The sequence below is a fragment of the Pantoea alfalfae genome (assembly GCF_019880205.1).
Lineage (GTDB): Bacteria > Pseudomonadota > Gammaproteobacteria > Enterobacterales > Enterobacteriaceae > Pantoea > Pantoea alfalfae.
In genome coordinates this window covers 3,786,934-3,801,054 of sequence record NZ_CP082292.1, presented here as the reverse complement: position 1 = coordinate 3,801,054, position 14,121 = coordinate 3,786,934, and the positions used below count along the sequence as shown (strand labels likewise).

Genomic DNA, 14,121 nt, shown 5'->3' with positions numbered 1-14,121 from the left:
GCCCTCAGGCGCTTTTCAGCGCGGCTTCATCAATCGGTTTGGCGGCGGGATACCAGCTTTCATGCTGATGGGCTTTCTGCACCAACAGCGCAGGCAGGGCATACAGGCCACCAAGTGCGCTGTAGCGCCGGGCCTGATCGACCACATTGCTGTTGCCCAGGGTATCAAGGTAGCGGAAAGCGCCGCCACGGAACGGCGGGAAGCCGAGACCATAGACCAGCGCCATATCCGCTTCTGCTGGCGAGGCGATAATCTTCTCTTCCAGGCAGCGCACGACTTCATTCAGCATCGGCAGCATCATACGGTTCAGGATCTCTTCATCACTGAAGGCCCGCGCGGGCTGACAGACCTGTTGTAGCAGCGTATCCACTTCAGCATCCGGCACTTTCTTCAGCTTGCCCTTTTTATCCTCTTCCCAGCGCCAGAAGCCTTTGCCATTTTTCTGACCAAAACGACCGGCATCAAACAGCAGGTCTATCGCATCGCGATAGTCATGCTTCATACGATCCGGGAAACCATCGGCCATCACGCTTTGTGCGTGGTGCGCGGTATCGATGCCCACCACATCCAGCAGCCATGACGGCCCCATCGGCCAGCCGAACTGTTTTTCCATCACTTTATCAATCTGACGGAAATCAGCGCCGTCGCGCAGCAGCAGGCTGAAAGCAGAGAAGTAGGGGAACAGTACCCGGTTCACAAAGAAGCCGGGGCAGTCATTCACCACGATAGGCGTTTTGCCCATTTTGCTGGCCCATGCCACCACTTTACTCAGTGTCGCTTCACTGGTTTTCTCGCCACGAACCACTTCAACCAGCGGCATACGCGGCACCGGATTGAAGAAGTGCATGCCACAGAAGTTTTCCGGGCGCTGCAGCGCCTGCGCCAGCTGGCTGATAGGAATGGTTGAGGTATTGGAGGCGAGAATCGCATCCTGACGCAGATGCTGTTCGGTTTCCGCCAGCACTTTGGCCTTGGTCAGCGGGTTCTCGACCACGGCTTCCACCACCACATCGGCCTGGTCAAAACCGGCGTAATCCAGGGTGGGCTGAATAGTGGCGATCACACTGGCGAGTTTACTGCCGTCGATTTTGCCGCGCTCCAGTAGCTTATTGAGCAGCTTGCTGGCTTCATTCATCCCCAGCGTTAACGCCTGCGGATTAATGTCTTTCATTCTTACCGGCACACCTTTCCAGGCCGACTGATAGCTGATGCCGCCACCCATGATGCCCGCGCCCAGTACCGCTGCCTGAGCCGGTGCGCCGCTTTCGCTGCCGCGTTTTTTCGCCAGGCTTTTAACGTACTGGTCGTTGAGAAAGATGCCGACCAGTGCGCGGGCTTCATCAGACTGCGCCAGGGGCACAAACGCCGCCGTTTCAAGTTTCAGCGCATCATCACGACCCAGGCTGGCCGCCGCTTCAATTGTTTTTACGGCCATTAGCGGAGCGGGATAGTGTTTACCTGCGGTCTGCAGCACCATCGCTTTCGCAATCGTGAAGCTCATCGCCGCTTCAATCGGACTGAGTTTCAGCGGTGCCAGTTTCGGTGCCCGGCGCGCCCGCCAGCTGCCATCAGTAGCGGCGGCTTTGAGCATCGCGATCCCCGCCTCGCGCAGTTTCTCGCGCGACACCACCGCATCGACCAGGCCGAGTTTCAGGGCGGCGTTGCCATCAACATCTTTACCCGCCGCAATAATTTCCAGCGCACTGTCGGCGCCCAGCAGGCGCGGTAGTCGCACGCTGCCCCCAAAGCCGGGCATGATGCCAAGTTTTGTTTCCGGCAGGCCAATACGGGCGTCCGCAGTGGCAATACGCAGATCGGTTGCCAGTACGCATTCACATCCACCGCCCAGCGCATAGCCGTCAATGGCGGCCAGAGTCGGCACCGGCAAATCTTCCAAACGGTTGAAGATGCTGTTGGCGTAGCTCAACCACTGACTCAGCTTTTCGGTGGGTGCATCAAACAGAGAAAGAAACTCGGTGATATCCGCGCCCACAATAAAAGCAGGTTTAGCGGAGCTCAGCAGCAGGCCGCGCAGTTCTGGCTGCTGTTCCAGTACCGCAATCGCCTCGCCCAGACTGGCGACCGTTTGCGTATCGAGCTTATTGACCGAGCCTGTAGCGTCAAAAACCAGCTCGGCGATGCCATCGTCCAGCCAGTGAAGAGTAAGGTTAGCGCCTTGGTAGAGCATGTGCGTCTCCTGAAACCGCGAAAGGTGATCTGGTCATACCAGATGATCGTGAGTGTGGGAGCGATGTTAATTAATTGCAAACGGCTCTTTGCTTATTTGCTAACAAGATCACAGCAGTGCTGACATCGGCATCTGCGCAAGGGGTATGCTAAACTTGCGGCCATTTCGCGACACTGGAGAGACGTCAATGGATTCACTGAAGACCTTGTATCACGCGCATATCGCCACGTTGCAACAACGGGCGCAGCAGGTGCTGGCACGCAACAAACTGGATGCGATGCTGATCCATTCCGGTGAGTTATTGACGGTGTTTCTGGATGATCACACCTATCCGTTCAAGGTGAATCCACAGTTCAAGGCCTGGGTGCCGGTGACGCAGGTGCCTAACTGCTGGCTGTGGATTGACGGGGTGAACAAACCGAAACTGTGGTTCTACTCTCCGGTGGATTACTGGCATAACGTCGAACCGCTGCCGGATAGTTTCTGGACCGCGGATGTTGAGGTCATTGGCCTGAAAAATGCTGATGAGATTGCGCAACTGCTGCCCGCACAGCGCGATAACGTCGCTTATATCGGCCCGGTCAACGCGCGCGCGGCTCAGCTCGGTATCGCCTCTGGCAATATCAATCCCAAAGCGGTGATCGACTTTCTGCATTTCCATCGCAGCATCAAAACCGATTATGAACTCGCCTGTCTGCGTCAGGCACAGAAGCTGGCAGTGGCTGGCCATCGCGCAGCGAAAGAGGCGTTCGCAGCGGGCTTAAGCGAGTTCGATATCAATCAGGCGTATCTGACCGCAACCGGTCATCGCGACACCGATGTGCCTTACGGCAATATCATCGCGCTGAATGAACACGCTGCCGTGTTGCACTATACCCGGCTGGATCATCAGCCACCGGCGAAACGCCACAGCTTTTTGATTGATGCCGGTGCTGAGTATCTTGGCTATGCCGCCGATTTGACCCGCAGCTATGCGGCGCAGAGTGGTTCGCTCTATGCCAGAATGATTGAGGCAATGAACGCGGAAGAGCTGGCGCTGATCGCTACGCTGAAAGCGGGCGTGCGCTACACCGATTATCATCTTCAGATGCACCAGCGTATTGCGAAGATGTTGCTGAAGTTTGAGCTGGTGCAGGGGATCAGCGAAGAAGCGCTGGTGGCTGAAGATCTGACCGGTCCGTTTATGCCTCATGGCCTGGGGCATCCGCTGGGTCTGCAGGTGCATGACGTGGCTGGCTTTATGCAGGATGATCAGGGCACGCATCTGGCCGCGCCTGCGCAATATCCTTATCTTCGCTGCACCCGCGTGCTGCAACCGGGCATGGTCTTAACCATCGAGCCGGGCTTCTATATTATTGACTCATTACTGGCGCCGTTGCGTGCAGGCCGTTTTAGTCAGTACTTTAACTGGCAGGCCATTGATGCGCTTCGGCCTTATGGCGGGATTCGTATCGAAGACAACGTGGTGATCCATGCGCATCGCGTTGAGAACATGACCCGCGATCTGCATCTGGCCTGATGGAGGCCTTTGATATTCCCGCTGTGCCCCTGAGCAGCAGTGAGGAGACGATCAAAAAGAGCCGCTTCATTACACTACTGGCGCACACCGAGGGTGCAGAAGCGGCGCGCGCGTTTGTCCAGCAGGTTAAAAGCGAGCATCCCACTGCCCGGCATCACTGCTGGGCGTGGGTCGCGGGTGCGCCGAATGATTCTCAGCAGCTTGGCTTCTCTGATGATGGTGAACCTTCGGGCACGGCCGGCAAACCGATGCTGGCGCAGCTGATGGGCGCAGATATTGGCGAGATTACCGCCGTGGTGGTGCGTTATTATGGCGGCATCATGCTGGGAACTGGCGGCTTAGTGAAAGCCTATGGCGGTGGGGTCCAGCAGGGGCTTAAGCTGCTGCCACGGCAGCGCAAAGTGCCGATGAAGCTGTTCACACTGCAGTGTGACTATTCACAGCTCAGCGACATAGAACGGCTGGTTCAGCGTTTCGACGGTAAGGTGACCGACAGTCAGTTTCAGGATCGCATTGCATTGACGCTGGCTGTCCCTTACGGACAGATCGACGGATTCAAACAAAATCTGTCAGACTTTAGTCGGGGCGCGTTATCGCTGATCCCGCTCACACCCTGATATTCATCTCTATTATTTAAAGGAACGGCTGAATGCACTTTCGCGCCATTACCCGCATAGTCGGTCTGCTGGTGATCCTCTTTTCAGTGACGATGATTTTGCCCGGCCTGGTCGCATTGATTTATCGCGATGGCGCGGGGCGGGCATTTAGCCAGACCTTTATGATGGCGCTGGTGATCGGCTCGCTGCTGTGGTGGCCGAATCGCAAAAAGAAAACCGAACTCAAACCGCGGGAAGGGTTTCTGATTGTCGTCCTGTTCTGGACGGTGCTGGGCAGCGTAGGGGCGATGCCCTTTATCTTTGCCGAGCAGCCGCATCTTTCGGTAACGGATGCGTTTTTTGAATCTTTCTCTGGCCTGACAACGACCGGTGCCACCACACTAGTGGGACTGGACTCGCTGCCCAAGGCGATCCTCTTCTATCGGCAGATGCTGCAGTGGCTGGGCGGTATGGGGATCATCGTGTTAGCGGTGGCGATACTGCCGATTCTCGGCGTCGGGGGTATGCAGCTCTATCGCGCTGAGATGCCGGGTCCGCTAAAAGATAACAAGATGCGGCCACGTATCGCCGAGACGGCCAAAACACTCTGGCTGATCTACGTCTTGCTGACGGTGGCCTGTGCACTGGCGCTGTGGCTGGCGGGCATGCCCGCGTTTGATGCTATCGGTCACAGCTTCTCAACCATCGCCATTGGCGGCTTCTCTACCCATGACGCCAGCATCGGCTATTTCCATAGTGGCACTATCAATACCATCGTGGCAGTGTTTCTGCTGATCTCAGGCTGTAACTATGGCCTGCACTTTGCCATGTTAAGCGGACGTAATTTACGCGTGTACTGGCGCGACCCGGAATTCCGCATGTTTATTGGCGTTCAGCTGACGCTGGTATTGATCTGCACACTGGTTCTCTGGTTCCACAATGTCTATGAAAGTGGCTGGCAGACGCTGAATCAGGCCTTCTTCCAGGTCGTTTCCATGGCGACAACGGCGGGATTCACGACCGACAGCATCGCACGCTGGCCATTGTTCCTGCCGGTACTGCTGTTGTGCTCCGCCTTTATTGGCGGCTGTGCCGGTTCAACCGGCGGTGGCCTGAAGGTGATTCGCATCCTGCTGTTGTGCAAGCAGGGTAACCGTGAGCTTAAACGTCTGGTTCATCCCAATGCGGTCTATACCATCAAGCTGGGCAATCGGGCGCTACCGGAACGTATCCTTGAAGCCGTCTGGGGATTCTTCTCGGCTTATGCACTGGTGTTCCTGGTCAGCATGCTGGCGATCATCGCCACCGGCGTCGATGACTTCTCGGCTTTTGCTGCCGTTGCCGCGACGCTCAACAACCTCGGGCCGGGCCTGGGGGTAGTGGCTGATAACTTCACTTCAATGAATGACGTGGCAAAATGGATTCTTATTTCTACCATGTTGTTCGGGCGTCTCGAGGTATTTACCTTGCTGGTGCTGTTCACGCCTACTTTCTGGCGTGAATAATTAATAAGGATGCTGACATGAAAGCGCTGATTCTCTATTCCACTCGCGACGGACAAACAAAGAAGATTGCCTCTTCTATTGCTGAGGTGATCCGTCAGCAGCAGCCATGTGATGTACTGGACATCCAGGATGCCACTCTGCCTGACTGGGCACAGTATGATCGCGTGCTGATTGGTGCCTCGATCCGCTACGGCCATTTCCAGCCAGTCGTCGATAAGTTCGTAAAGCTTCACCTTCAGGCGTTGCAGCAGCGTACCAGCGGTTTCTTTTCGGTGAACCTGACGGCGCGTAAACCTGAAAAGCGTTTGCCTGAAACCAACGCCTATACGCAGAAGTTCCTGGCTAACTCTCCGTGGCAGCCCGATTGCTGTGCCGTGTTCGCAGGCGCACTTTATTATCCCCGCTATCGCTGGTTCGATCGCGTCATGATTCAGCTGATTATGCGTATGACCGGTGGTGAGACAGATTCAACGAAAGAAGTGGAATACACGGACTGGCAGCAGGTACGCACTTTTGCCAATGATTTTGCACAGTTACCAGGCAAATCGTTGCGAAATAGCGCGATTTGATGAAAATTACTGCGAACGATAATCTTTTCGCAATAAACACTTGTCAGCCCGCGCGAACTCCCTATAATGCGCCTCCATCGACACGGAACACCGGCAACGGGAAGCGGGTTGAGAGGCACAGGAGACTGCGCCGCCGGAGAAAAACTTCTGAAATAGAGGTTGACTCTGCAGGAGGAAAGCGTAATATACGCCACCTCGCGACAGGACGCTAACGCACTGTTCGCACTGCTCTTTAACAATTTATCAGACAATCTGTGTGGGCACTCGCAGGATTGATATCAGCGTCTTTGGACGCACAAAAATATCAAAGCCTCACGAGTGAACACATAATGAAATTCATTATGACGTTTTACAGATGAGCATCGCTGCACTTGTTGCAGCAAATCAAACTTAAATTGAAGAGTTTGATCATGGCTCAGATTGAACGCTGGCGGCAGGCCTAACACATGCAAGTCGGACGGTAGCACAGAGGAGCTTGCTCCTTGGGTGACGAGTGGCGGACGGGTGAGTAATGTCTGGGGATCTGCCCGATAGAGGGGGATAACCACTGGAAACGGTGGCTAATACCGCATAACGTCGCAAGACCAAAGAGGGGGACCTTCGGGCCTCTCACTATCGGATGAACCCAGATGGGATTAGCTAGTAGGCGGGGTAATGGCCCACCTAGGCGACGATCCCTAGCTGGTCTGAGAGGATGACCAGCCACACTGGAACTGAGACACGGTCCAGACTCCTACGGGAGGCAGCAGTGGGGAATATTGCACAATGGGCGCAAGCCTGATGCAGCCATGCCGCGTGTATGAAGAAGGCCTTCGGGTTGTAAAGTACTTTCAGCGGGGAGGAAGGCGGTGCGGTTAATAACCGCGCCGATTGACGTTACCCGCAGAAGAAGCACCGGCTAACTCCGTGCCAGCAGCCGCGGTAATACGGAGGGTGCAAGCGTTAATCGGAATTACTGGGCGTAAAGCGCACGCAGGCGGTCTGTTAAGTCAGATGTGAAATCCCCGGGCTTAACCTGGGAACTGCATTTGAAACTGGCAGGCTTGAGTCTTGTAGAGGGGGGTAGAATTCCAGGTGTAGCGGTGAAATGCGTAGAGATCTGGAGGAATACCGGTGGCGAAGGCGGCCCCCTGGACAAAGACTGACGCTCAGGTGCGAAAGCGTGGGGAGCAAACAGGATTAGATACCCTGGTAGTCCACGCCGTAAACGATGTCGACTTGGAGGTTGTTCCCTTGAGGAGTGGCTTCCGGAGCTAACGCGTTAAGTCGACCGCCTGGGGAGTACGGCCGCAAGGTTAAAACTCAAATGAATTGACGGGGGCCCGCACAAGCGGTGGAGCATGTGGTTTAATTCGATGCAACGCGAAGAACCTTACCTACTCTTGACATCCACGGAATCTGGCAGAGATGCCTCAGTGCCTTCGGGAACCGTGAGACAGGTGCTGCATGGCTGTCGTCAGCTCGTGTTGTGAAATGTTGGGTTAAGTCCCGCAACGAGCGCAACCCTTATCCTTTGTTGCCAGCGATTCGGTCGGGAACTCAAAGGAGACTGCCGGTGATAAACCGGAGGAAGGTGGGGATGACGTCAAGTCATCATGGCCCTTACGAGTAGGGCTACACACGTGCTACAATGGCGCATACAAAGAGAAGCGACCTCGCGAGAGCAAGCGGACCTCACAAAGTGCGTCGTAGTCCGGATCGGAGTCTGCAACTCGACTCCGTGAAGTCGGAATCGCTAGTAATCGTGGATCAGAATGCCACGGTGAATACGTTCCCGGGCCTTGTACACACCGCCCGTCACACCATGGGAGTGGGTTGCAAAAGAAGTAGGTAGCTTAACCTTCGGGAGGGCGCTTACCACTTTGTGATTCATGACTGGGGTGAAGTCGTAACAAGGTAACCGTAGGGGAACCTGCGGTTGGATCACCTCCTTACCTGAAGATACCTTCCGGCGCAGTGTCCACACAGATTGTCTGATAAAAAAGTAATGAGCAGGACGGCTGCGAAGTCGTGACACTATCGTGTCCCCTTCGTCTAGCGGTTAGGACTCCGCCCTTTCACGGCGGCAACAGGGGTTCGAATCCCCTAGGGGACGCCACCTGCTTGGTGACAGGTGAAAGATGTCTCCATACAGTATCTCAAAGCCGTTCTGGCTGCGTAAGCAGCCGGGTCGCGTTTGAGATATTTGCTCTTTAACAATCCGGAACAAGCTGAAAATTGAAACGACGTGTCGCTTTCATTCTCCGTAACAAGAATGAAAAACGCGGCACGTTCGAGTCTCTCAAATGCTTGCAGTCTGCAGCGTTGCAAAACGCCTGTGGGTTGTGAGGTTAAGCGACTAAGCGTACACGGTGGATGCCCAGGCAGTCAGAGGCGATGAAGGACGTGCTAATCTGCGTAAAGCGACGGTAAGGTGATATGAACCGCTACAGCCGTCGATGTCCGAATGGGGAAACCCGGTGCACTCTGTGCATCATTGCAGCATGAATACATAGTGCTGCAAGGCGAACCGGGGGAACTGAAACATCTAAGTACCCCGAGGAAAAGAAATCAACCGAGATTCCCCCAGTAGCGGCGAGCGAACGGGGAGCAGCCCAGAGCCTGAATCAGCATGTGTGTTAGTGGAAGCGTCTGGAAAGTCGCAGGGTACAGGGTGATACTCCCGTACACAAAAGCACACGCGCTGTGAGCTCGATGAGTAAGGCGGGACACGTGGTATCCTGTCTGAATATGGGGGGACCATCCTCCAAGGCTAAATACTCCTGACTGACCGATAGTGAACCAGTACCGTGAGGGAAAGGCGAAAAGAACCCCGGCGAGGGGAGTGAAACAGAACCTGAAACCGTGTACGTACAAGCAGTGGGAGCCCTCTTTACGGGGGTGACTGCGTACCTTTTGTATAATGGGTCAGCGACTTATATTCTGTAGCAAGGTTAACCGTATAGGGGAGCCGCAGGGAAACCGAGTCTTAACTGGGCGTTAAGTTGCAGGGTATAGACCCGAAACCCGGTGATCTAGCCATGGGCAGGTTGAAGGTTGGGTAACACTAACTGGAGGACCGAACCGACTAATGTTGAAAAATTAGCGGATGACCTGTGGCTGGGGGTGAAAGGCCAATCAAACCGGGAGATAGCTGGTTCTCCCCGAAAGCTATTTAGGTAGCGCCTCGTGAACTCATCTCCGGGGGTAGAGCACTGTTTCGGCTAGGGGGCCATCCCGGCTTACCAACCCGATGCAAACTGCGAATACCGGAGAATGTTATCACGGGAGACACACGGCGGGTGCTAACGTCCGTCGTGAAGAGGGAAACAACCCAGACCGCCAGCTAAGGTCCCAAAGTCATGGTTAAGTGGGAAACGATGTGGGAAGGCACAGACAGCCAGGATGTTGGCTTAGAAGCAGCCATCATTTAAAGAAAGCGTAATAGCTCACTGGTCGAGTCGGCCTGCGCGGAAGATGTAACGGGGCTAAACCATGCACCGAAGCTGCGGCAGCGACACTATGTGTTGTTGGGTAGGGGAGCGTTCTGTAAGCCGTCGAAGGTGTGCTGTGAGGCATGCTGGAGGTATCAGAAGTGCGAATGCTGACATAAGTAACGATAAAGCGGGTGAAAAGCCCGCTCGCCGGAAGACCAAGGGTTCCTGTTCAACGTTAATCGGAGCAGGGTGAGTCGACCCCTAAGGCGAGGCCGAAAGGCGTAGTCGATGGGAAACAGGTTAATATTCCTGTACTCGGTGTTACTGCGAAGGGGGGACGGAGAAGGCTATATCAGCCGGGCGACGGTTGTCCCGGTTTAAGCGTGTAGGCGGAGGGTCCAGGTAAATCCGGTCCCTTATTAACGCTGAGGCGTGACGACGAGGCACTACGGTGCTGAAGTGATAAATGCCCAGCTTCCAGGAAAAGCCTCTAAGCATCAGGTAACACAGAATCGTACCCCAAACCGACACAGGTGGTCAGGTAGAGAATACCAAGGCGCTTGAGAGAACTCGGGTGAAGGAACTAGGCAAAATGGTGCCGTAACTTCGGGAGAAGGCACGCTGGCGCGTAGGTGGAGGGATTTACTCCCCGAGCCGAAGCCAGTCGAAGATACCAGCTGGCTGCAACTGTTTATTAAAAACACAGCACTGTGCAAACACGAAAGTGGACGTATACGGTGTGACGCCTGCCCGGTGCCGGAAGGTTAATTGATGGGGTTATCCGCAAGGAGAAGCTCTTGATCGAAGCCCCGGTAAACGGCGGCCGTAACTATAACGGTCCTAAGGTAGCGAAATTCCTTGTCGGGTAAGTTCCGACCTGCACGAATGGCGTAATGATGGCCAGGCTGTCTCCACCCGAGACTCAGTGAAATTGAACTCGCTGTGAAGATGCAGTGTACCCGCGGCAAGACGGAAAGACCCCGTGAACCTTTACTACAGCTTGACACTGAACATTGAGCCTTGATGTGTAGGATAGGTGGGAGGCTTTGAAGCGCGGACGCCAGTCTGCGTGGAGCCAACCTTGAAATACCACCCTTTAATGTTTGATGTTCTAACGTAGGCCCGTTATCCGGGCTGCGGACAGTGTCTGGTGGGTAGTTTGACTGGGGCGGTCTCCTCCTAAAGAGTAACGGAGGAGCACGAAGGTCAGCTAATCACGGTCGGACATCGTGAGGTTAGTGCAATGGCATAAGCTGGCTTGACTGCGAGAGTGACGGCTCGAGCAGGTGCGAAAGCAGGTCATAGTGATCCGGTGGTTCTGAATGGAAGGGCCATCGCTCAACGGATAAAAGGTACTCCGGGGATAACAGGCTGATACCGCCCAAGAGTTCATATCGACGGCGGTGTTTGGCACCTCGATGTCGGCTCATCACATCCTGGGGCTGAAGTAGGTCCCAAGGGTACGGCTGTTCGCCGTTTAAAGTGGTACGCGAGCTGGGTTTAGAACGTCGTGAGACAGTTCGGTCCCTATCTGCCGTGGGCGCTGGAGAATTGAGGGGGGTTGCTCCTAGTACGAGAGGACCGGAGTGAACGCACCACTGGTGTTCGGGTTGTCATGCCAATGGCACTGCCCGGTAGCTAAGTGCGGAAAAGATAAGTGCTGAAAGCATCTAAGCACGAAACTTGCCCCGAGATGAGTTCTCCCTGACCCCTTGAGGGTCCTGAAGGGACGTTGAAGACTACGACGTTGATAGGCCGGGTGTGTAAGCGCAGCGATGCGTTGAGCTAACCGGTACTAATGACCCGTGAGGCTTAACCTTACAACGCCAGAGGCGTTTTTGAGAGACAGATTTTCAGCTTGTTAACCGGATACAGTTGTGTCCTGCGGACTGAAGTCCGAAGGATTTTGCGCTGAGGCAAGGCGGCAACCGACCGATACGAAGGAGCATACTGAAGTATGTGACGGAGTAGCGCGAGGGCGGCCAACGCAGCATCAGCACAAAAGACACAGGACAGAGCACAAAGAATTTGCCTGGCGGCTTTAGCGCGGTGGTCCCACCTGACCCCATGCCGAACTCAGAAGTGAAACGCCGTAGCGCCGATGGTAGTGTGGGGCCTCCCCATGCGAGAGTAGGGAACTGCCAGGCATTATATAAGTGAAGAAGCCCCGCACGCGAGTGCGGGGCTTTTTTACGTCTGCAGATCGTGAAAAACCGCACCATAATCTCCGAAAACAGCCTGAGAACCCCTCTCTGATACGGTAAACTACGGCCAGATAACTCAGTAAAGGCCGTCAAATGTCCAGCCAGCATCCTTCCTTAAAAGCCGACAATACGCTTGGGCTTGAAGTACACACACAAAAACGCATCGTCGCAGAGACGCCAGCCGCCATTCTGGCCGCATGGCAGGATAGCCAGCGTAATCAAACACCTTTCCTTGTGCTCGGTGAAGGCAGTAATGTCCTCTTCCTGGAGGATTTTGCCGGTACCGTAGTGCTGAATCGCATCAAAGGCATCAAAATTCAGGATGAATTTGAGTGCTGGAAGTTGCATGTCGGGGCAGGTGAGAACTGGCATCAGCTGGTTAAGAGTACGCTGGAAAAAGGGATTACCGGCCTGGAAAACCTGGCCTTGATCCCTGGGATGACCGGCTCGGCACCGATTCAGAACATTGGCGCCTATGGTGTGGAATTAAAAGATGTCTGCGAATATGTGGATGTACTTAACCTGCACAGTGGTGAGACAGAACGTCTCAATCGTGAAGCCTGTGAATTTGGCTATCGTGACAGCATTTTTAAACATCGCTACCAGTCAGGCTATGTCATCGTCGCGGTCGGGATAATATTGCCTAAGCAATGGCAGCCCGTATTAACCTATGGCGACCTGAAAACGCTTAACCCGGTGACAGCCAATGCCTGGGATGTCTATCACGCGGTATGCCAGATGCGGCAGAGCAAATTACCGGATCCGAAAGTCACCGGTAATGTCGGCAGCTTCTTTAAAAACCCGGTCGTCACCGAGGCGCAGCGTAGCTCTCTGCTGACCCATTTCCCTGCGATGCCACACTATCTGATGCCAGATGGTGAAACCAAGCTGGCCGCAGGGTGGCTTATCGATCAGTGTCAGCTGAAGGGGTATCGCATCGGCGGTGCCGCCGTTCACCAGCAACAGGCTCTGGTACTGATTAACGCTGACCATGCCACACCTGAGGATATCGTTGCGCTGGCAAAAACTGTGCGCGCCCGGGTAGGTGAAAAATTTGATGTCTGGCTTGAGCCCGAAGTCCGCTTTATTCAGGCGCAAGGTGAATGCAATGCTGTCGGGGTGATCGTATGAAAGACCACAGTGTCCCGCTCAAACTGGTCGATATTTTATCTGATGGTGAGTTTCATTCTGGCGAGCAGCTGGGCGACACACTGGGCATGAGTCGTGCCGCCATCAATAAGCACATCCAGACACTAAAAAGCTGGGGTCTTGACGTCTATACCGTGACAGGGAAAGGCTATAGCCTCTCTGCCCCAATACAGCTGCTGGATGAGCAGGCAATTCTGTCACAGGTGAAGCAGGGTCATGTCTCGGTTATACCGGTGATTGATTCCACAAATCAGTATCTGCTGGAACGCATGCATGACATGCCGTCTGGCACCGCCTGCATAGCAGAATACCAGCAGGCAGGTCGTGGCCGTCGTGGTCGTCAATGGTTCTCTCCTTTTGGTGCCAACCTCTACATGTCCATGTACTGGCGTCTTGAGCAGGGTCCGGCTGCGGCGATGGGTCTTAGTCTGGTCATCGGCATTGTTATGGCTGAAACATTACGTTCACTCGGTGCCGATGATGTCCGGGTAAAGTGGCCCAATGACATTTACCTCAACGATCGGAAACTGGCAGGTATTCTGGTCGAACTGACCGGCAAAACCGGTGATGCTGCGCAGATCGTTATGGGGGCGGGCATCAACCTGGCGATGCGGACAGCGGATGCTTCACAGATTAATCAGGGCTGGATTAATCTGCAGGAGGCCGGAGTAAGCGTGAACCGCAATGAGCTGGCAGCCCGTCTGATCAACAGCCTGCGCGAGGCCCTGCCGCTGTTTGAGCAGGAGGGATTAACTGCCTTTATCTCGCGCTGGGCGGCACTGGACAATTTTATTAACCGGCACGTTAAGCTGCTCATCGGCGAACGTGAAGTGCATGGTATTGCACGGGGCGTCGACAGCCAGGGTGGTTTATTACTGGAGCAGGATGGCGAAATAAAAGCCTGGGTGGGTGGGGAAATATCACTGCGTCCTGTCTGATTAAAAAAGCCTGCACTGATGCAGGCTTTTTTATGAC

General features: G+C 54.7%; 7 protein-coding genes, 1 tRNA gene and 3 rRNA genes. 10 read left to right on the top strand and 1 reads right to left on the bottom strand.

Annotated features, from left to right (window positions below; all coding sequences use genetic code 11):
* Positions 1-4: 4 nt before the first annotated feature.
* Positions 5-2,188, bottom strand: a complete 2,184-nt coding sequence (gene fadB / locus K6R05_RS17725) for a fatty acid oxidation complex subunit alpha FadB (protein WP_222924739.1) — start codon at positions 2,186-2,188, stop codon at positions 5-7.
* A 187-nt stretch (positions 2,189-2,375) separates the two neighbouring features.
* On the opposite strand from fadB, the gene pepQ reads away from it, so the two are divergent.
* The 10 genes from pepQ (at position 2,376) to birA (ending at position 14,084) form a co-directional block, all read left to right on the top strand.
* Entirely contained in the window at positions 2,376-3,707 is a 1,332-nt protein-coding gene (gene pepQ, locus K6R05_RS17720) for a Xaa-Pro dipeptidase (protein WP_161733949.1), read from the top strand.
* On the top strand, positions 3,707-4,324 hold the full coding sequence (locus K6R05_RS17715) for an IMPACT family protein (protein WP_161733951.1): 618 nt from the start codon (positions 3,707-3,709) through the stop codon (positions 4,322-4,324). The genes pepQ and K6R05_RS17715 overlap by 1 nt, the downstream gene beginning before the upstream one ends.
* Before the next feature lie 32 nt (positions 4,325-4,356).
* Positions 4,357-5,808: a Trk system potassium transporter TrkH gene (gene trkH / locus K6R05_RS17710; protein ID WP_161733953.1), complete on the top strand. Its 1,452-nt coding sequence runs from the start codon at positions 4,357-4,359 to the stop codon at positions 5,806-5,808.
* 17 nt (positions 5,809-5,825) lie between these two features.
* Positions 5,826-6,377 (top strand): menaquinone-dependent protoporphyrinogen IX dehydrogenase, encoded by a 552-nt coding sequence (hemG, locus tag K6R05_RS17705; protein WP_222924738.1) that lies wholly within the window; start codon positions 5,826-5,828, stop codon positions 6,375-6,377.
* A 392-nt stretch (positions 6,378-6,769) separates the two neighbouring features.
* A 16S ribosomal RNA gene (locus K6R05_RS17700) occupies positions 6,770-8,311 on the top strand.
* Positions 8,312-8,400: 89 nt separating this feature from the next.
* Positions 8,401-8,475, top strand: a tRNA-Glu gene (locus K6R05_RS17695).
* Positions 8,476-8,705: 230 nt separating this feature from the next.
* A 23S ribosomal RNA gene (locus tag K6R05_RS17690) occupies positions 8,706-11,613 on the top strand.
* Positions 11,614-11,824: 211 nt separating this feature from the next.
* Positions 11,825-11,940 (top strand): 5S ribosomal RNA (gene rrf / locus K6R05_RS17685).
* Together the 16S, 23S and 5S rRNA genes with 1 tRNA gene alongside form the textbook arrangement of a ribosomal RNA operon.
* A 150-nt stretch (positions 11,941-12,090) precedes the next feature.
* Positions 12,091-13,128 (top strand): UDP-N-acetylmuramate dehydrogenase, encoded by a 1,038-nt coding sequence (gene murB / locus K6R05_RS17680; RefSeq protein WP_161736984.1) that lies wholly within the window; start codon positions 12,091-12,093, stop codon positions 13,126-13,128.
* Complete coding sequence (gene birA / locus K6R05_RS17675) at positions 13,125-14,084, top strand: bifunctional biotin--[acetyl-CoA-carboxylase] ligase/biotin operon repressor BirA (protein WP_161736985.1); 960 nt, start codon at positions 13,125-13,127, stop codon at positions 14,082-14,084. The genes murB and birA overlap by 4 nt, the downstream gene beginning before the upstream one ends.
* The last annotated feature ends 37 nt before the right edge of the window (positions 14,085-14,121 follow it).

Excerpts from the sequence above, each read along its gene's own strand:
- fadB (WP_222924739.1), bottom strand. The coding sequence starts at position 2,188 with ATGCTCTACCAAGGCGCTAACCTTACTCTTCACTGGCTGGACGATGGC.
- pepQ (WP_161733949.1), top strand. The coding sequence starts at position 2,376 with ATGGATTCACTGAAGACCTTGTATCACGCGCATATCGCCACGTTGCAA.
- K6R05_RS17715 (WP_161733951.1), top strand. The coding sequence starts at position 3,707 with ATGGAGGCCTTTGATATTCCCGCTGTGCCCCTGAGCAGCAGTGAGGAG.
- trkH (WP_161733953.1), top strand. The coding sequence starts at position 4,357 with ATGCACTTTCGCGCCATTACCCGCATAGTCGGTCTGCTGGTGATCCTC.
- hemG (WP_222924738.1), top strand. The coding sequence starts at position 5,826 with ATGAAAGCGCTGATTCTCTATTCCACTCGCGACGGACAAACAAAGAAG.
- murB (WP_161736984.1), top strand. The coding sequence starts at position 12,091 with ATGTCCAGCCAGCATCCTTCCTTAAAAGCCGACAATACGCTTGGGCTT.
- birA (WP_161736985.1), top strand. The coding sequence starts at position 13,125 with ATGAAAGACCACAGTGTCCCGCTCAAACTGGTCGATATTTTATCTGAT.